The sequence below is a fragment of the Azospirillum agricola genome, from assembly GCF_017876095.1.
Taxonomy (GTDB): domain Bacteria; phylum Pseudomonadota; class Alphaproteobacteria; order Azospirillales; family Azospirillaceae; genus Azospirillum; species Azospirillum agricola.
The window spans coordinates 93,409-111,635 of record NZ_JAGINM010000022.1 but is presented as its reverse complement, the minus strand read 5'-3'; the positions used below and the strand labels follow the sequence as shown (position 1 = coordinate 111,635).

Here is an 18,227-nt window from a genome sequence, read left to right as displayed (position 1 = left end):
GAGGCTGAGCAGCGCGTAAAAGGAGCCGTTGATCAGGCCGAGCAGAAGCTGGCCGAACAGCGCCTGGGGTGGCACCCCCAGAAGTTCGAACATGACCGTTCCTCCCCGATGTTCCGTGCTTGACGAGTTCTTTTTGGGTGACGCCGTCCCGTGTTGCGGACGGGACGGCGCCGGTCCGTCACTTCACCAGCGGGCAGCCGCTCTGCGCCGGATCGAGGAAGGCGGTGTCGGCCGGGATGGTCTTCACGACCTCGTAATAATCCCACGGCCCCTTCGATTCGCCGGGCTTCTTCACGCGCACCAGATACATGTCGTGGAACATGCGGCCGTTGGCGGCGATCTTGCCCTTCTTGGCGAACATGTCCTCGACCGGCAGCTCGCGCATCTTGGCGGCGACCTTGTCGGAATCGTCGGTCTTCGCGGCCTCGACCGCCTTCAGGTAATGCTTGACCGCCGAATAGACGCCGGCCTGCACCATGGTCGGCTTCTTGCCGGCCTTGGCCTCGAACTTCTTCGACCAGTCGCGGGTCTGCTCGTCGAGATCCCAGTAGAAGCCCTCGGTGAACATCAGCCCCTGCGCGGCCTGGAGACCCAGCGCGTGGATGTCGGTGATGAACAGCAGCAGCCCGGCGAGGCTCTGGCCGCCCTGGGTGATGCCGAACTCGGCCGCCTGCTTGACGCCGTTGGTGGCGTCGCCGCCGGCGTTGGCGAAGCCGATGACGTCGGCCTTCGACGCCTGCGCCTGCAACAGGAAGGACGAGAAGTCGGCGGTGCCGAGCGGATGGCGGACGGCGCCGACGACCTTGCCGCCCAGCTTGGTCACCATCTTGGTGGTCTCTTCCTCCAGCGACTGGCCGAAGGCGTAGTCGGCGGTGATGAAGTACCAGTTCTTCTTGCCCTGCTCGACCAGCGCGCGGCCGGTGCCGGCGGCCATGGCGTAATTGTCGTAGGCCCATTGGAAGCCGTAGGGGCTGCATTGCGCGCCGGTCAGCGCGGTGGCGCCGGGACCGGACATCAGGAAGATGCGCTTCTTCTCCTTGGTGATCCCCTGCACGGCGAGCGCCGCCGCCGAGTTCGGCACGTCGGCGATGACGTCGACGTTGCCGGTGTCGACCCACTCGCGCGCCTTGCTGGCGGCGATGTCGGCCTTGTTCTGGTGGTCGGCGACGACGATCTCGATGGGCGCGCCGGCGACCTTGCCGCCGAACTCCTCCGCCGCCATGCGCGCGGCGATGGCCGAGCCCTCGCCGGCCAGATCGGCGTAGATGCCCGACCGGTCGTTCAGCACGCCGATGCGGACGACGTCGTTCGACACCTGGGCCTGGGCCGCGGTGCCGGCGAGCGTGAGCAGCGCGGTGCCGGCGAGAAGAAGGGTGCGCATGGATGGTCTCTCCCTCTGGATTCTTCTGAGTGTGCGGGCGTGGTTTTGTTGTTCTTGGTGAAGCGCCGGAGCGGCGCCGCCCCTGCCCGGCGGGCAGGAAGCGGCGCCGCTCCGGCCGGCTTGCAAGGGCGGGCGGCCGGACGCCTCGAACGTTGGTTGCCTCACACGCCGAGATAGGTGTGGAGCTTGTCCATGTTGGCGTGGAGCTGGTCGTTGGGGATCATGTCGACGACATGCCCCTCCTCCATCACGTAATGGCGGTCGGCGATGGTGGCGGCGAAGCGGAAGTTCTGCTCGACCAGCACGATGGTGAAGCCGCGCTGCTTCAAGGCCCGCACCGCCACGCCGATCTGCTCGATGATCACCGGGGCCAGACCCTCGGTCGGCTCGTCGAGCAGGATCAGGTTCGCACCCGTGCGCAGGATGCGGGCGATCGCCAGCATCTGCTGCTCGCCGCCCGACAGCCGCGTGCCCTGCGTCGAGCCGCGCCCCTTCAGGTTGGGGAACAGCTCGTAGATCTGCTCCACCGTCATCCCGCCGTCCTTGATGACCGGCGGCAGCGTCAGGTTCTCGTCGACGCTGAGCGAGGAGAAGATGCCGCGCTCCTCCGGCACATAGCCGATGCCCAGGCGCGGGATCCGGTGCGGGGCCATGCCGATCAGCTCGGTGCCCTGGAAGCGGATCGAGCCGGTGCGCTTGGCCATGATGCCCATGATCGCGCGCATGGTCGAGGTCTTGCCGGCGCCGTTGCGCCCGAGCAGCGTCACCACCTCGCCCTGGCGGACCTCCAGCGAGACGCCGTGCAGCACGTGGCTCTCGCCGTAGAAGCCGTGCAGGTCGCGGACCTCCAGCATGGCGGTCCCGACCTGGTTGGTCTTGCTCTGCATCCCGTCAGGCATGTCCGGTCCCCATATACGCTTCCATGACCTGGGCGTTCTTCGACACCACCTCGTAGGGCCCCTCGGCGAGGATCTCGCCGCGCCGCAGCACGGTGATGGTGTCCGACAGATGCGCCACGACCGAGAGGTTGTGCTCGACCATCAGCACGGTGCGGTCGGCGGCGACGCGCTTGATCAGCGCGGCGGTGCCCTCGATGTCCTCGTGGCCCATGCCGGCCAGCGGCTCGTCGAGCAGCATGACCTCCGGGTCGAGGGCAAGCGTGGTGGCGATCTCCAGGGCGCGCTTGCGGCCGTAGGGCAGCTCGGCGGCCAGATGGTGCGCCCAGGGCGTCAGGTTGACGTCCTCGATCAGTTGCAGGGCGCGGCCGTGCAGGTCGTGCAGGCTGGCCTCCGACTTCCAGAAATGGAAGCTGGTGCCGAGCGGGCGCTGCAAGGCGACGCGGACATTCTCCAGCACGCTGAGGTGCGGGAAGACGGCCGAGATCTGGAAGGAGCGGACCAGCCCCATCAGCGCGATGTCGGCCGGCTTGGTCCGGGTGATGTCCTTCCCCTTGTAGAGGATCTGGCCGCGCGTCGGCGTCAGGAACTTGGTGAGCAGGTTGAACACCGTGCTCTTGCCGGCGCCGTTCGGGCCGATCAGCGCGTGGATGGTCCCCCGCCTCACTTGCAGGTTTACCTCCTTCACGGCCACGAAGCCCTTGAACTCCTTCGTCAGGCCACGCGCTTCCAGGATGATGTCGTCGGTCATCGGCGGTGCGATCCCCTCCCTGTCGTCCTTGTGGTTCCCGGCCGTTCCCGGTGGGACGTTTCACCGGCCTTCGTAAGCACGAGGCGTGCCAACAAACGGCGTTCGTGACGGAATGCTTGGGATTCCTGCCTTCCGTTCGCCGGACAGCCATTCGGCCTAATCCGTTTGTTCACGGAAGTGTCGGATTACCAGACACTCTGTCCAACGAACATGCCAAGATTCCCGACACTTCACAAGAGGTTGTCGAAAGACCGAACTGTTGAAAAAGCCAATGGTAACATACCCGTATTGGTTGGTGGCCGACCGCTGACCAGCGAAATGTGCGCCGCACAACGATGGGAGATTCGCACGAAGGTGCTCCTTGCCGACCTTGCCGGCGCTCTGGTGGCCTGCGTCATCCCGGCGCTGGCGATTCCCGCGCAGCGGGGCCGGAAAAGGCCGCCGGCGCGATGACGGCGCCGCGCGCGGTCATCGCAACCGCCTTCCCGGCGGCCCACGGCCTGCGTCTCCGCCGCGTCGCAAGGACGGGCTGAGCCGCCACGGGCGATCACGCTTGCAAAACCCCACCGCCGCTGCGAATGTGGCGGACCGACGGTGCCGTGGCGCCCGCAAGGCGTCGGGGATAATAGGGAATGCGGTTCGGAACCCGTTTCGGGATCCCATGCCGCGGCTGCCCCCGCAACTGTGTGCGGCGAGTTCCACTTCGAGAAAGCCACTGTCCCTCGGGCCGGGAAGGCGGAAGACGGAACGACGACCCGCGAGCCAGGAAACCTGCCGCCGGATCATGAACACCCTATCCAGCCCCGCCGGGTGTGGCGGGAGAATAAGGACAGCGAGAGCATGAGCACCCCTTCGATCCGGACCGCGTCCGCGCGAAACGCCGCCGCCACCTCGGCCCGCACCGCCGTCGCCGCCTTTGCCGCGATGCTGCTGGGCAGCTTCCTGCTGTACGGCGTCGGCTTCGCGCAGCCGCAGCAGATCCACGACGCGGCCCACGACGCCCGTCACTCCTTCGCCTTCCCCTGCCACTGAGTCCGACTCATGGCTCTGATTCGGCGGCTGTTCACAGCCGCCCTGGTCGCGGGCGTGCTCTCCGGCACGGCCGCTTCCGTCGTTCAGCAGGCGACCACCGTCCCGCTGATCCTGGAAGCCGAGAAGTATGAGGTGGTGACGCCTCCCCCGGCCGCCGCAACCGCGACGACCGCCGCTCCGGCAGCATCGGACCACGCCGCCCACGGCGCGCCCGTCCGTCAGCTCGGCGAGGCCGTTCCCGAATCGGCCGAGGAGGCGTTCCAGCGCCTGTGGCTGACCGTCGCCTCCAACCTGCTGACCGGCGTCGGCTACGCGCTGCTGCTCGCCGGCGTCATGCTGCTGGTGGGCGAGCGGGTGGACGCGCGGCGCGGCCTGCTGTGGGGCGTCGGCGGATTCGTCGCCTTCGCGCTGTCGCCCTCCTTCGGCCTGCCGCCGGAACTGCCGGGCATGGCCGGGGCCGATCTGGAGGCCCGCCAGCTCTGGTGGCTGGCGGCGGCGCTGTGCGCCGGCGGCGGCCTGCTCGCCGTCGCCTTCGCCCGCAATCGGGCGCTGGTCGCGGCCGGCGTCGTCCTCGCCGCCCTGCCGCATCTGGTCGGCGCGCCGCATCCCGAATCGCCGGAAGGCGCCTTCCCGCCCGAGCTGGCGGCGCATTTCGTGGCGGTTTCGCTGGGCGGCGCCGCGCTGTTCTGGGCGCTGCTGGGCGCCGTGTGCGGCGCGATGATGAGCCGGGTCGTCGGCTCGGCCGACGACGGCGACGCGTAAGGAAGACCGAACCATGTCCGCCACCCTCAGGGCGGCGGCCGGCAAGACGCCGGCCACCGTCATCACCGGCTTTCTCGGCGCCGGCAAGACCACGCTGATCCGTGGCCTGCTGGAGCGCGCCGGGGGCCGCCGCCTCGCGCTGATCATCAACGAGTTCGGCGACGTCGGCATCGACGGCGACATCCTGCGCGCCTGCGGCAACCCGACCTGCACCGAGGACGACGTCATCGAACTGGCGAACGGTTGCCTGTGCTGCACCGTCGCCGACGATTTCGTCCCGGCCATCGAGAAGCTGCTGGCCCGCCCGGATCCGCCCGAGCACATCGTCATCGAAACCAGCGGCCTCGCCCTGCCCAAGCCGTTGGTCCAGGCCTTCCACTGGCCGGCGATCAAGTCGCGGGTGACGGTGGACGGCGTGATCGCCGTGGTCGACGCCGCCGCCGCGGCCGAGGGGCGTTTCGCGCCCGATCCGGCGGCGCTGGCGGCCCAGCGCGACACCGCCGGCACGGTCGACCACGAGACGCCGATCGAGGAGGTCTTCGAGGACCAGCTGCTCTGCGCCGACCTGATCGTCGTCAACAAGACCGATCTGGTCGGGGCCGACGATCTCGTCCGCGTCGAGGGGATCATCCGCGAGGCGCTGAACCGCGACGCCAAGCTGGTGCGGGCATCGCAGGGGGCGGTCGACCCGCTGGTGCTGCTCGGCGTCGGCGCGGCGGTCGAGGACGACCTCGCCAACCGCCCGAGCCATCACGACGACGAGGACGGCCACGACCACGACGACTTCACCAGCTTCGTCGTCGAGCTGCCGGCGCAGCCCGACCCGGCCGCGCTGGCGAGGACGCTGGAGGAGGTCGCCGGCCTGCACGGCGTGCTGCGGCTGAAGGGCTTCGTCGACGTGCCCGGCAAGCCGATGCGCCTGCTGGTGCAGGGGGTCGGCACGCGGGTGCAGACCCATTACGACCGTCTGTGGAAGCCCGGCGAGGAGCGCCGCAGCCGTCTGGTGGTGATCGGCGAGACCGGCCTGGACCGCGACGCCGTGACCCGCGCGATCGCCGGGTAGCGTCCCATCCCCCTCCCGTCCCGGGAGAGGGTGGCCCGCAGGGCCGGGTGAGGGGCGATCGGGCGTGGAGCGCGTCCCGCCCTCACCCTCCCCGCTTCGCGGGTCCCTTCCCTCTCCCGGGGCGGGAGAGGGCATCACGCCTGGACATGTGTGGCAACCGATGCATCTGCTCGCCGCCCGTCAGGACGACCTCGACGCCGGCCCCCAGGCCGAGGATCTGGGGCAGTCGGCGGCCGACCTCGTCGTGCTGTCCTTTTCCGACAGCGACCTGACCGCGCTCGCCGCCGCGTGGCGGGCGAACCGCGACCGCCTGCCGTCCCTGCGGCTGGCCAACCTGAACCGCCTGGGGCATCCGCTGTCGGTCGATCTCCACGCCGATTCGGTCATCGCCGGGGCCAAGCTGGTGGTGCTGCGGCTGCTCGGCGGCAGCGGCTACTGGCGCTACGGGCTGGACCGCGTCGCCGCCGTCTGCCGGGAGCGCGGCGTCGCCCTGGCCGTCCTGCCGGGCGATTCGCGGCCCGATCCCAACCTCGACGGCTTCGGCACCGTTCCGGCCGAGGCCGCGCAGCGGCTGTGGCGCTTCTTCTGCGAGGGCGGGCCGGACAACAACGCCAGCCTGCTCGCCTACGCCGCAACCCTGGCCGGCCGGCCGCTGCCCTGGAGCGAGCCCGCGCCGGTTCCCCGATTCGGCGCTTATGACGGCTGGCGCGGAGTCGTACCCGACGGTGCCCCGGTGGCGGGGGCCCCGGTGGTGGCGGCCCCGGTGGCGGCGGTGGTGTTCTACCGCTCGCACCTGCTGGCCGGCGATCTGGCGCCGGTGCGGGCGCTGTGCGAGGCGCTGGCCGAACGCGGCATCGCCCCGCTGCCGCTGTTCGTGTCCAGCCTGAAGGAGCCGGACTGCGCCGCCTGGATGCGGGCCACCCTGACCGCACGCGACGTGGCGCTGGTCGTCAACACCACCGGATTTTCGGCCGCGCGCGAGGACGGCTCGCCGCTGGAGGCCAACGGCACGCCGGTGCTCCAGGCCATCCTGTCGACCACGCCGGAGGAGGGCTGGCGCGCCTCGACGCGCGGCCTCGCCCCCTCCGACCTCGCCATGAACGTCGTGCTGCCGGAGATGGACGGCCGCATCATCGCCCGCGCCGTCGCCTTCAAGGCGGCCGGCGAGCCCGACCCCGACCTGCAATTCGCCGCCCCCGTCCTGCGTCCGCTGCCCGACCGGGTGGCCGCCACCGCCGACCTCGCCGCCGCCTGGGTGCGGCTGGCGCGGACACCGCGCGGCGGACGGCGGGTCGCCCTGGTGCTCTCCGACTATCCCGGTCCCGGCGGCGGCATCGGCCACGCGGTCGGGCTCGACAGCCCGGCGAGCGCCGTGGCGATGCTGGCCCGCATGGCCGCCGAGGGCTACGCCCTGACCGATCTGCCACCCGACGGCGCCGCGCTGATGGAGACGCTGACCGGCCCGCCCGCCGCGACGCTGACGCTCGCCGCGTATGACCGGCTCGCCCCCGTCGGCGCGCGGGCGCGCATCGCCGCCGTCTGGGGCGAGCCGGATGCCGACCCGGCGCTGCGCGACGGGGCGTTCGCGTTCCGGCTCCGGCGCTGCGGCAACGCCCTGGTCGCCGTGCAGCCCAGCCGGGGCCACGGTCCGCTGACCACCGCCCAGCACCACGACCCGGACACGCCGCCCAGCCACGGCTATCTCGCCTTCCACCTCTGGCTCCGCCATGTGGCCGGCATCCACGCCCTGGTGCAGATCGGCGCGCACGGCACGCTGGAGTGGCTGCCCGGCAAGGCCGTCGCCCTGTCGGCGGACTGCTGGCCCGAGATCGTCGGCGGCGCCCTGCCGCTGCTCTACCCCTTCATCGTCAACAACCCCGGCGAGGGGGTGCAGGCGCGGCGCCGCTCGGCCGCCGTGCTGATCGGCCACCTCACGCCGCCGCCGGTCGAGGCCGGGCTGCACGGCGACCTCGCCGGGCTGGAAACCGCCATCGACGAGTATTCGCAGGCGACCGCGCTCGACCCGCGCCGGCTGGGTCTGCTGCGCCAGACGATCCTCGATCTGGCGTGGCGGTCGGGGGTGGCGGACGACTGCAACCTGCGCCCCGACGACGATCCCGACGCCATCCTCAGCCGGCTCGACGCCCATCTCTGCGACATCAAGGAGATGCAGATCCGCGACGGGCTGCACGTCTTCGGGGCCAGCCCGGCCGGCGAGCGGCGCGACCGGCTGACCGCCGCCGTCGCCCGCAACGCCGAGGCGGCGGAGGTGGCGCGGAACCTCGATGCCTGCGGCGAGGCGGAGATGCGGGCGCTGCTCGCCGGGCTCGACGGCCGCTTCGTCGCTCCCGGTCCCGGCGGCTCCCCGGCGCGCGGGCGGGCCGACACGCTGCCGACCGGGCGGAACCTCTACGCGCTCGACCCGCGCGGGGTGCCGACGCCGACCGCCTGGACGCTCGGCTGGCAGGCGGCCGACGCGCTGATCACCCGCTACCTCCAGGACCATGGCGACTGGCCGAAACGGCTGGTCGTCGATTGCTGGGGCACGCCGGCCATGCGCACCGGCGGCGACGAACTGGCGCAGGCGCTGGCCCTGCTCGGCGTGCGCCCGCTGTGGGAGAACGGCTCGGGCCGCGTCACCGGCTACGAGATCATGCCGGCCGGCGTGCTCGGCCGCCCGCGCGTGGACGTGACGCTGCGGATCTCCGGCCTGTTCCGCGACGTGTTCCCGCAGCAGATCGCTCTGTTCGACCAGGCGGTGCGCGCCGTCGCCGGGCTGGACGAGGACGGGGCCGCCAACCCGCTGGCGGCGTCCGCCCGCGCCGAGGCGGAGGCGCTGGCCTCGTCCGGCACCCCGCCCGACGAAGCCCGCCGCTGGGCGACGGCGCGGGTGTTCGGCTCGGCTCCCGGAGTCTACGGCACCGCCCTGCCGGGAATGATCGCGCGCGGCGACTGGACGGCGCGGGCCGATTTCGGCGCCGCCTATCTCGACGGCGGCTGCCACGCCTACGGCGCCGGGCTGGAGGGCGAGCCCCTGCCCGCCCTGTTCCGCCGCCGGGTCGGCGGGGCCGACGCGCTGGTCCACCACCAGGACCAGCGCGAGCACGACGTCCTCTCCACCGACGGTTTCATGCAGTATGAGGGGGGCTTCGCCGCCGCCGCCGCGTCGCTGGAGGCGGCGGAGCCGGCGCTCTACCATCTGGACAGTTCCGACCCGGAGACGCTCGCCGTCCGCACGCTGGCCGAGGAGATCGCCCGCACCCTGCGCGGACGGGCGGCGAACCCGCGCTGGATCGCCGGCATGATGCGGCACGGCTACCGGGGGGCGGCGGAGATGGCGGCGGGCGTCGACACGCTGTTCGCCTTCGCCGCGACCACCGACGCGGTGCGCTCGGCCCATTTCGACCTGCTGTTCGACGCCTATGTCGAGGACGCCGCCGTCTGGGACTTTTTGACCCATGCCAACCCGGCGGCCTCCCGGCACATTCTCGCGCGCATGGGCGAGGCGCTCGACCGTGGCCTGTGGCACCCGCGCCGCAACTCCACGGCCGAGGATCCGCGCCTGCGCCGGGAGAGAGCCGCATGACCAGCACCGTTCGGAGCACCGTTCCAACCCCTGTTTCCCCCCGCAACCCGCCGCGCCGCCGCGGCACCTGTCCGGGCGTCCTCGCCCCGATGGAGGTCGGCGACGGGTTCCTGCTGCGCGTGCGCGTCCCGGCCGGCGTTCTGCCGGCGGAGCACGCGCGGCGCATCGCGGCGCTGGGGGCGGAGCATGGCAACGGCCTGATCGACCTCAGCCATCGCGGCAACCTGCAACTGCGCGGCGTTCCGGCGCGCGGGCTGGAGCCGGTGACGGACGCGCTGCGGGCGATGGGCTACGTCGCGGACGACGCCGTCAGCGAGGCGGTGCGCAACGTGCTGTGCGCCCCGGCCGCCGGGCTGGACGGTACGGCGCCGATGGACGCGCGGCCGGTGGCCCGCGCGCTCGACGCGCGGTTGGCCGGGGACGCGGCGCTGCACCGGCTGCCGCCGAAATTCGGCTGGCTGGTCTGCGGCGGCGGGATCGCGCATCTGGCGTCGAGCGGCACCGACGTGCGCTTCGACGCGGTGGACGGCGAGCGCCTGCGGGTGTCGCTGGGCGGCACGCTGGCCGAGGCCGTGCCGCTGGGGCTGTGCCGGGCGGAGGAGGTGGCCGACGTGGCGTCGGCGCTCGGACGCGCCTTCCTGGAGCTGCGGGCCACCCTGCCGGAGCCGCCGCGCCGGATGGCCGGTCTGGTTGCGGCGGTCGGCGTTGAACCGTTCCGCGCACGCCTCTCCCCCCTGCTTCTCCCTCTCCCCCCCGGGGAGAGGGTCGGGGTGAGGGGGACGCACCTCATGGAGATCTTCGGTTGCGCCGAACCCCCTCATCCCGACCTTCTCCCGGGGGGGAAGAAGGAGCATGACGCGTGGCTGACGGTCGCCTTCCCGTTCGGCCGTCTGACCTGCGCCGCCCTGTCCGCGCTGTCCGATCTCACGCACGAAATCCGCCTCACCCCCTGGCGCGCCCTGCTGCTGGTCCGCCCGGCTCCCGAGGCCGCCGCCCAGGCCGCGGCGCTCGGCGCCATCCTCACGCCCGCCGACCGGCGGCTGAAGCTGACGGCGTGCAGCGGCCTGCGCGGCTGCGACGTCGGCACCACCGACACCCACACCACGGCGCTGGCCATCGCCGACCGCGCAGGCCCCTTGCTGGACCGGGTGCGGATGGTGCATGTGTCGGGCTGCGCCAAGGGCTGCGCCCATCCGGGGGCGGCCGATGTCACGCTCACCGCGCGTGACGGCGTGTACGACGTCGCCCTGAACGCCAAACCCGGCGCCGCTTCCCGGCACGCCGGCCTGTCACCCGACGACGCGGTCGCCTGCGTCGCCGGCCTGTCCCCCGAGGAGTTGCCCGGTGCCTGAGCCGCTCTACGACTACATCCGCGACGGAGCGGCCATCTACCGCCAGTCCTTCGCCACCATCCGGGCGGAGGCCGACCTGTCGGCCCTGCCCGACGACCTGAAGCCGGTGGCGGTCCGCGTGATCCACGCCTGCGGCATGGTGGACGCGGCGCAGGATCTGATGTTCTCCCCCGACGTCGGCACGGCCGCCCGCGAGGCTCTGCGCGCCGGCGCCGCGATCCTCTGCGACAGCGAGATGGTCGCCCACGGCGTCACCCGCGCCCGGCTGCCGGCCGGCAACCCGGTGGTCTGCACGCTGCGCGACCCCGCCGTTCCCGATCTGGCGAAGGCGGTCGCCAACACCCGCTCCGCCGCGGCGCTCGACCTGTGGGGCGACCGGCTGGCCGGGTCGGTGGTCGCCATCGGCAACGCGCCGACGGCGCTCTTCCGCCTGCTGGAGATGATCGCGGCCGGCGCCCCGAAGCCGGCGGCGATCCTGGGATTCCCGGTCGGCTTCGTCGGCGCGCTGGAAAGCAAGGAGGCGCTGGCCGGAAACCCGTTCGGCATTCCCCATCTGGCGATCCGCGGACGGCGCGGCGGCAGCGCCATGGCGGCGGCGGCGGTCAACGCCCTGGCGAGCGACGTGGAATGAGCGGCGGAACCGTCACCCCCGGCCGGCTCTACGGCGTCGGCGTCGGTCCCGGCGATCCGGAGCTGATGACGCTGAAGGCCGTGCGCACCATCGGCGCCTGCCCGGTCGTCGCCTATTTCTGCAAGCGCGGCACCAAGGGCCACGCCCGCCGCATCGCCGACCACGCCATCGTCGACGGGCAGGTCGAGCTGCCGATGGTCTATCCGGTGACGGTCGAACTGCCGCCGGACCATCCGGACTACGGCCGCCAGATCGAGGCCTTCTTCGACGAGTCCGCCGAGCGCATCGCCGGGCATCTCGCCGCCGGCCGCTCGGTGGCGGCGCTGAACGAGGGGGATCCGTTCTTCTACGGCTCCTTCATGCATCTGTTCCTGCGCCTGTCCACCCGCTTCCCGACCGAGGTGGTTCCCGGCGTCACCAGCATGGTGTGCAGCGCCTCGCTGCTGCCGCGCCCGCTGATGCTGCGCGACGACGTGCTGTCGGTCATCCCCGGCACGCTGGACGAGGAGGCGCTGGTCCGCGCGCTCACCGCCGCCGACGCCTGCGTGGTGATGAAGCTCGGCCAGAACCTGCCCAAGGTGCGCCGCGCCATCGCCGCCGCCGGCCTGGCGGAACGCGCCTGGTACGTCGAGCGCGCCAGCATGGAGGAGCAGCGCTTCATGCCCTTCCTGGAGGCGCCGGACAGCGCGCCCTACTTCTCGCAGATCGTCATTCCGGGCGACGGGCATCGCGGTGGAAAAGCGGGAGGCGGGGCGGCGGAATGACCGGCTGGCTGAAGGTGGTCGGGCTCGGTCCCGGCCCGGAGGATTGGCTGACGCCGGAGGCCCGGCGCGATCTGGCCGAGGCGACCGACCTCGTCGGCTATTTCCCCTATGTCGAGCGCGTGCCGCCGGGGCCGCAGGTGCGCCACGCCTCGGACAACCGGGTCGAGCTGGACCGCGCCCGCTTCGCGCTGGATCTGGCGGCGCAGGGCCGGCGGGTCGCGGTGGTGTCGGGCGGCGACCCCGGCATCTTCGCCATGGCGGCGGCGGTGTTCGAGGCGCTGGACGATCCCGGCGCCCCGGCGGCGTGGCGGGACGTGCCGCTGGCGGTCGATCCCGGCCTGTCGGCGATGCAGGCGGCGGCGGCGCGGGCCGGGGCGCCGCTCGGGCATGATTTCTGCGCGATCTCGCTGTCCGACAACCTGAAACCGTGGGAGGTGGTGCTGAAGCGCCTGCGGCTGGCGGCCGAGGCGGATTTCGTCATCGCGCTCTACAACCCGATCTCGCGCGCCCGGCCCTGGCAGTTGGGCGCCGCCTTCGACGCTCTTCGGGAGATCCGCGCTCCGGAAACCCCCATCGTGCTGGGCCGCGCCATCGGCCGCCCCGACGAGGCGCTGACGGTGACGAGCCTGGGAACGGTGGATCCGGCGCAGGCCGACATGCGGACGCTGGTGATCATCGGCGCCTCCCACACCCGGCTGGTGGCGCGCGCCGACGGCCAGCCCTGGGTCTACACGCCCCGCCATTACCGGGGGTGAGGATGGAGACCTCGATTCCCGCGAGGGAAGGTTCAGCCCATCGCCTCCAGCCACGCCACCGCCGCATCGACGTCGCGCAGCTCCTCCACGCCGTTGCCCGGCGGGCGCCCGACCATCACGACGGTCAGGCCCAGCCGCCGCGCGGCCTCCAGCTTGGCGTCGGTGGCGCTGCCGCCGCTGTTCTTGCTGACGATGGTGGCGACGGCGTGCTCCCGCATGAGGGCGATCTCGCCCTCATGCGTGAAGGGGCCGCGGTCGAGGATCAGCGTCGCGCGCGGCAGGGCCGGCATCGGTTCCGGCGGGTCGACGGCGCGGATCAGATAACGCCGGTCGGGCGCCGCCTCGAAGGCCGCGACCTCCTGCCGGCCGATGGTGAGGAACACGGTGCCGTCCATCCCCGGATCGGGATCACGCACCGCCTCGGCCGCCGCCGCCATGTCGGGCACGCCGATCCAGCGGTCGCCCGGCCCCGCCGTCCAGGGCGCGCGGGTCAGAACGCGCAGCGGCACCCCGGCCCGCGCGCAGGCCGCCGCCGCGTTGGCGGAGATTTGGTCGGCGAAGGGGTGGGTGGCGTCGATCACCGCCTGGACGCCGGCCTCGCCCAGATGGGCCGCCAGCCCCTCGACACCGCCGAAGCCGCCGATGCGGGTCGGCAGCGGCGGCAGCACCGGATTCCTGGTGCGCCCGGCCAGCGACACCGCCGCGTCGATGCCGGGATGCCCGGCCAGCCGCCGCGCCAACGCGGTCGCCTCCGTCGTTCCGCCGAGTATCAGGACCTTGAGCACCGTTTCCCCCCTCATCCGGACCGCCGCCATGCTCCTTCGGAGCACCGCCATGGATAGCACACCGCCACCGCCCTGGCTGTCCCCCTGGCTGTCGGTCGTCGGGCTGGGCGAGGATGGCTGGGACGGGCTGCCGCCCGCCGCCCGCGCGCTGGTCGAGCGCGCCGAATGGCTGGTCGGCGGCGCCCGCCACCTGTCCCTGGCGCCCGCCGTCGCCGGGCAGGAGCGGATGGCGTGGCCCTCGCCGCTGACCGACGCCTTTCCGGCGCTGCTGGCCCGGCGCGGCCGGCCGGTCTGCGTGCTGGCGAGCGGCGACCCCTCCTGGTACGGAATCGGCGCCACCCTGTCGCGGATCGTCCCGGCGATCGAAATGACCGTCCTGCCCGCCCCTTCCGCCTTCAGCCTCGCCGCCGCCCGGCTGGGCTGGCCGTTGCAGGAGGCGGCCTGCCTGACGGTCCATGGCCGCCCGCTGGAGCTGGCGATCCCGCATCTCCTGCCCGGCGCCCGCCTGCTGCTCCTGTCCTGGGACGGCACCACCCCGGCGAAGCTGGCGGCCCTGCTGCGGGCGCGCGGCTTCGGCGCCTCCCGACTGACCGCGCTGGAGGCGATGGGCGGCCCGCGCGAATCCCGCACCGCCGCCACGGCCGAATCCTGGAGCGTCGAGCGCGTCGCCGACCTCAACACGCTGGCGGTGGAGTGCGTCGCCGCCCCCGGCGCCCGCATCCTGCCCCGCGCGCCCGGCCTGCCCGACGACTGGTTCGCCCATGACGGCCAGATCACCAAGCGCGAGGTGCGCGCCGTCACCCTGTCGGCGCTGGCGCCGCGCCGGGGCGAGCTGCTGTGGGACGTCGGCGCCGGCTCCGGCTCGATCGGCATCGAATGGATGCTGGCCGACCCGGCCAACCGCGCCGTCGCCGTCGAGCATCGCGAGGAGCGCGTCGCCCGCATCCTCGCCAACGCCGCCGCCTTCGGCGTGCCGGGGCTGGAGGTCGCGCGCGGCAAGGCGCCCGACGCGCTGGCCGGCCTGCCGGCGCCGGACGCGGTGTTCATCGGCGGCGGCGTCACCGGCGCGGGCGTGCTCGACCGCTGCTGGGACGCGCTGAGGCCCGGCGGCCGGCTGGTCGCCAACGCGGTCACGCTGGAAAGCGAGGCGGTGCTGTTCGACGCCCACAAGCGCCTGGGCGGCGAGCTGTCGCAGATCGCCGTGAGCCGGGCAAGTCCGGTCGGCGGCTTCAGGGGCTGGAGACCGTCGATGCCGGTCACGCTGTGGCGGGTGGAGAAGCCATGATCGTCGTCGGTCTGGGCTGCCGCCGGGGCTGCGGCTGGGAAGAGATCGCCGGCCTCGCCGCCGCCGCCTTCGACGAGGCCGGGCTCGACGGCGGCGCCCGCGCGTCCGCCCGGCTGGCGGCCCCGGCGCTGAAGCGGGACGAGCCCGGCATCGCCGAGGCCGCGCGCGCGCTCGGCCTGCCGCTCGACTTCGTCGGGGAGGAGGCGATGCTCGACGCGCAGCCGCGCGTCCACACCCGCTCCGCCACCGTGCTGGCGGCGGTCGGGCTCGCCTCCGTGGCGGAGGCCGCGGCGCTGGCCGCCGCCGGACCGGACGCGCGGCTGATCCTGCCGCGCCGCTCCAGCCCCCGCGCCACCGTCGCCATCGCCGCACTTCCCGCCGTCATTGCCGCCCTTCCCGCAGCCGACGCCGTTCCGGAGACCCGCTCATGACCGTCCATTTCATCGGCGCCGGGCCGGGCGCGCCCGACCTGCTGACCCTGCGCGGGCGCGACCTCATCGCCGCCTGCCCGGTCTGCCTCTACGCCGGCTCCCTGGTGCCGAGGGAGATCATCGCCCACGCCCCGCCGGGCGCCAGGATCGTCGACACCGCGCCGATGACGCTCGACGGGATCGTCGCCGAGTTCCAGGCGGCGCACGCCGCCGGACAGGACGTGGCGCGGCTGCATTCGGGCGACCTGTCGGTCTACAGCGCGCTCGGCGAGCAGACCCGCGCGCTGCGGGAACTCGGCATCCCCTACACGATCACGCCAGGGGTGCCGGCCTTCGCGGCGGCGGCGGCGGCGCTCGGGCGGGAGCTGACCCTGCCGGAGGTCAGCCAGACGCTGATCCTCACCCGCACCGGCGGCCGCGCCTCGGCCATGCCGGCCAACGAGACGCTGGAGGTGCTGGGCGCCTCGGGCGGAACGCTGGCGGTCCATCTGTCGATCCACGTCATCGGGCAGGTGGTCGAACGGCTGACCCCGCTCTACGGCGCCGACTGTCCGGCGGCGGTGGTCTACCGCGCGAGCTGGCCCGACGAGCGGGTGCTGGAGGGCACGCTGGCCGACATCGCCGCCAAGGTGGCGGCCGCGCCGATGGAGCGCACCGCCCTGATCCTGGTCGGGCCGGCGCTGGCGACCGAGGATTTCCGGTGCAGTGCGCTCTACGACGGCAGCCACGTCCGCCGCTACCGGGGGTTGGGCGAGTGAGGACGATCACCGGGAGGCTTTTCCCTCTCCCGCCCCGGGGCGGGAGAGGGACATCACCACCCCTTGGCCTCGCCCACGATGTGTCCCTGCCGGTCGGTGACCAGAACCTCGACCGCCACCGGGGCGCCCTCCAGCGTGTCGAGCGCCGCCTTGCGCGCCAGTTCGGCCACCCGGTCGCCGAGCGGCAGGCCGGCGGCCTGCGCCATGCCCAGCGCATGGGCCGCCGTGTTGGCGCCGCGCGCCCGCGCGACCAGTTCCGGGCCGGCCCCCAGTTCCGCCAGCCGCTCCGCCAGCCAGTCGAGATCGACGCCGCCGCGCTTGGAGTGCAGATCCATCAGCCCGCGCGCCAGCTTGCCGAACTTGGCGAAGCCGCCGCACAGGGTCAGCCGCGCGACCGGGTGGCGGCGCAGGTACTTCAGCGTCCCGCCGGCGAAGTCGCCCATGTCGATCAGCGCCTGCTCGGAAAAGCCGTGGCGCGCCGTCGCCGCCTTCTCCGAGACGTCGCCGGTGCAGGCCGCCACATGGGTCAGCCCGGCGGCCCGCGCCACGTCGATCCCCCTCTGGATCGAGGCGATCCAGGCCGCGCAGGAATAGGGCACCACGATCCCCGTCGTCCCCAGGATCGACAGCCCGCCAAGGATGCCCAGCCGCCCGTTCATCGTGCGCCTGGCCAGGATCTCGCCGTTCTCCACCCCGATCTCGACGACCAGATCGGCCGGCCGGCCGGCGGCCTCGGCAACCGCCGTCACCGCCGCGCGGATCATCGCGCGCGGCACCGGGTTGATCGCCGGCTCGCCCACCGGCAACGGCAGGCCGGGCAGCGTCACCGTGCCGACCCCCGGCCCGGCGCGGAAGGCCACGCCGCTTCCCGCCGGCCCGCGCCACACCCGCGCGCGGACCAGCGCGCCGTGCGTCACGTCCGGGTCGTCGCCGGCGTCCTTCACCACCCCGGCCGCCGCCCAGGGGCCGTCGCCGCCCTCGCCGCGCGCCGTCCAGGCGAGCGCGAAGGCCGGCGTCTGGCCGCCCGGCAGCATCACCGTCACCGGATCGGGAAACTCCCCGCCGAACAGGGCCGCCGTCGCCGCCGTCGCGGCGGCGGTGGCGCAGGTCCCGGTCGTCCAGCCGCGCCGCAAGGGTGTAGGATCCTCGCCCGCGCCCTTCTCCCCGCCTTCCCCGTCGCCTGAGCCTCGAGTCCCGTCCATGCCCACCGAGCAGTGTCTGCCCGACTCCCTACTGGTTCCCTTCACCCCCGGCAGCGTCTGGCTGGCCGGCGCCGGCCCCGGCGATCCCGGCCTGCTGACCCTGCTGGCGCTGCAAGGTCTAAGGCAAGCCGACGTCATCGTCCACGACGCGCTGGTCGGTGAACGGATCCTGGAGCTGGCGTCGAGGACGGCAAGGCTGGAATTCGCCGGCAAGCGCGGCGGCCGGCCCTCGGCCCACCAGGACGACATCACCGGCCGCCTGATCGAGCTGGCGAAGGAGGGGCACCGGGTGCTGCGGCTGAAGGGCGGCGACCCCTTCGTCTTCGGGCGCGGCGGCGAGGAGGCCCAGGCGCTGGCCGAGGAGGGCATCCCCTTCCGCATCGTGCCGGGCATCACGGCGGGCATCGCCGGCCCGGCCTACGCCGGCATCCCGGCGACCCACCGCAGCGCCAACCAGGCGGTGATCCTGGCGACCGGCCATTCGCTGGGCGGCGGGCCGGACTGGCGGGCGCTGGCGGCGACCGGCGCGCCGCTGATCCTCTACATGGCCTGGAAGGCGCTGCCGGCCATCGCCGCCGAGCTGACGGCGGGCGGCTTGGCCCCCGACACGCCGGTCGGCGTGGTGACGGAGGCGACCACCCCCAACCAGAAGACGCTGGTGACGAGCCTGGGATCCTGCGTCGCCGATCTGGCGGCGAGCGGGCTGGAGCCGCCGGCCATCATCGTCATCGGCGAGGTGGTGCGGCTGCGCCCGGCGCTGGACTGGCTGCCGCGCCATGGCTGAGGGGGATGG

17 protein-coding genes, 1 pseudogene and 1 riboswitch are annotated in these 18,227 nt (G+C 73.2%); of the genes and pseudogenes, 12 read left to right on the top strand and 6 right to left on the bottom strand.

Annotation, left to right across the window (positions count from 1 at the left end; genetic code table 11):
• The 4 genes and pseudogenes from J2847_RS34335 to J2847_RS26805 form a co-directional block, all read right to left on the bottom strand.
• Positions 1–93: pseudogene (locus tag J2847_RS34335) on the bottom strand (branched-chain amino acid ABC transporter permease); the annotation flags it as partial.
• An 85-nt stretch (positions 94–178) separates the two neighbouring features.
• A complete protein-coding gene (locus J2847_RS26815) occupies positions 179–1,381 on the bottom strand; it encodes an ABC transporter substrate-binding protein (RefSeq protein ID WP_209781834.1) in 1,203 nt (400 codons plus the stop codon).
• A 161-nt stretch (positions 1,382–1,542) separates the two neighbouring features.
• Positions 1,543–2,280: an ABC transporter ATP-binding protein gene (locus tag J2847_RS26810; protein ID WP_209781833.1), complete on the bottom strand. Its 738-nt coding sequence runs from the start codon at positions 2,278–2,280 to the stop codon at positions 1,543–1,545.
• Positions 2,273–3,028 carry an ABC transporter ATP-binding protein gene (locus J2847_RS26805; protein WP_209779946.1) on the bottom strand — a complete coding sequence of 252 codons (756 nt, stop codon included), beginning with the start codon at positions 3,026–3,028 and terminating at the stop codon, positions 2,273–2,275. The genes J2847_RS26810 and J2847_RS26805 overlap by 8 nt, the downstream gene beginning before the upstream one ends.
• Positions 3,029–3,603: 575 nt before the next feature.
• A riboswitch (cobalamin riboswitch) is annotated at positions 3,604–3,821 on the top strand.
• Positions 3,822–3,868: 47 nt separating this feature from the next.
• Here J2847_RS26805 and J2847_RS26800 point away from each other — a divergent pair.
• From J2847_RS26800 to cobJ, 8 genes are all read left to right on the top strand, one after another.
• Positions 3,869–4,060: a CbtB domain-containing protein gene (locus J2847_RS26800; RefSeq protein WP_085552731.1), complete on the top strand. Its 192-nt coding sequence runs from the start codon at positions 3,869–3,871 to the stop codon at positions 4,058–4,060.
• Between the two features lie 9 nt (positions 4,061–4,069).
• A complete protein-coding gene (locus J2847_RS26795; protein WP_209781832.1) occupies positions 4,070–4,822 on the top strand; it encodes a CbtA family protein in 753 nt (250 codons plus the stop codon).
• A 13-nt stretch (positions 4,823–4,835) separates the two neighbouring features.
• On the top strand, positions 4,836–5,885 hold the full coding sequence (cobW, locus tag J2847_RS26790; protein WP_209781831.1) for a cobalamin biosynthesis protein CobW: 1,050 nt from the start codon (positions 4,836–4,838) through the stop codon (positions 5,883–5,885).
• A 160-nt stretch (positions 5,886–6,045) separates the two neighbouring features.
• Complete coding sequence (gene cobN / locus J2847_RS26785) at positions 6,046–9,471, top strand: cobaltochelatase subunit CobN (protein WP_209781830.1); 3,426 nt, start codon at positions 6,046–6,048, stop codon at positions 9,469–9,471.
• Positions 9,468–10,823 (top strand): precorrin-3B synthase, encoded by a 1,356-nt coding sequence (gene cobG, locus J2847_RS26780; RefSeq protein WP_209781829.1) that lies wholly within the window; start codon positions 9,468–9,470, stop codon positions 10,821–10,823. The genes cobN and cobG overlap by 4 nt, the downstream gene beginning before the upstream one ends.
• Positions 10,816–11,454 carry a precorrin-8X methylmutase gene (locus tag J2847_RS26775; protein ID WP_209781828.1) on the top strand — a complete coding sequence of 213 codons (639 nt, stop codon included), beginning with the start codon at positions 10,816–10,818 and terminating at the stop codon, positions 11,452–11,454. The genes cobG and J2847_RS26775 overlap by 8 nt, the downstream gene beginning before the upstream one ends.
• Positions 11,451–12,218 (top strand): precorrin-2 C(20)-methyltransferase, encoded by a 768-nt coding sequence (locus tag J2847_RS26770; RefSeq protein ID WP_209781827.1) that lies wholly within the window; start codon positions 11,451–11,453, stop codon positions 12,216–12,218. The genes J2847_RS26775 and J2847_RS26770 overlap by 4 nt, the downstream gene beginning before the upstream one ends.
• A complete protein-coding gene (cobJ, locus tag J2847_RS26765; protein ID WP_209781826.1) occupies positions 12,215–12,973 on the top strand; it encodes a precorrin-3B C(17)-methyltransferase in 759 nt (252 codons plus the stop codon). The genes J2847_RS26770 and cobJ overlap by 4 nt, the downstream gene beginning before the upstream one ends.
• 32 nt (positions 12,974–13,005) lie before the next feature.
• Here cobJ and J2847_RS26760 read toward each other — a convergent pair whose 3' ends face one another.
• Positions 13,006–13,758, bottom strand: a complete 753-nt coding sequence (locus tag J2847_RS26760) for a cobalt-precorrin-6A reductase (RefSeq protein ID WP_209781825.1) — start codon at positions 13,756–13,758, stop codon at positions 13,006–13,008.
• Positions 13,759–13,807: 49 nt separating this feature from the next.
• Here J2847_RS26760 and cbiE point away from each other — a divergent pair, with 49 nt between their 5' ends.
• The 3 genes from cbiE to cobM are packed head-to-tail and all read left to right on the top strand — an operon-like array spanning position 13,808 to position 16,232.
• Positions 13,808–15,043 carry a precorrin-6y C5,15-methyltransferase (decarboxylating) subunit CbiE gene (cbiE, locus tag J2847_RS26755; RefSeq protein ID WP_209781824.1) on the top strand — a complete coding sequence of 412 codons (1,236 nt, stop codon included), beginning with the start codon at positions 13,808–13,810 and terminating at the stop codon, positions 15,041–15,043.
• The gene (locus J2847_RS26750; RefSeq protein ID WP_209781823.1) at positions 15,040–15,474 is read left to right on the top strand and encodes a cobalamin biosynthesis protein; all 435 of its coding nucleotides are present in this window, start codon (positions 15,040–15,042) and stop codon (positions 15,472–15,474) included. Before cbiE ends, J2847_RS26750 begins: the two co-directional genes overlap by 4 nt.
• Positions 15,471–16,232 (top strand): precorrin-4 C(11)-methyltransferase, encoded by a 762-nt coding sequence (cobM, locus tag J2847_RS26745; protein WP_209781822.1) that lies wholly within the window; start codon positions 15,471–15,473, stop codon positions 16,230–16,232. The genes J2847_RS26750 and cobM overlap by 4 nt, the downstream gene beginning before the upstream one ends.
• A gap of 53 nt (positions 16,233–16,285) precedes the next feature.
• On the opposite strand, the gene J2847_RS26740 is transcribed toward cobM, so the two are convergent.
• Positions 16,286–17,434 (bottom strand): cobalt-precorrin-5B (C(1))-methyltransferase, encoded by a 1,149-nt coding sequence (locus tag J2847_RS26740; protein ID WP_209781821.1) that lies wholly within the window; start codon positions 17,432–17,434, stop codon positions 16,286–16,288.
• Between J2847_RS26740 and cobA the strand changes: the two genes are divergently transcribed.
• Positions 17,433–18,218, top strand: a complete 786-nt coding sequence (gene cobA, locus J2847_RS26735) for a uroporphyrinogen-III C-methyltransferase (RefSeq protein ID WP_209781820.1) — start codon at positions 17,433–17,435, stop codon at positions 18,216–18,218. The genes J2847_RS26740 and cobA overlap by 2 nt on opposite strands.
• The last annotated feature ends 9 nt before the right edge of the window (positions 18,219–18,227 follow it).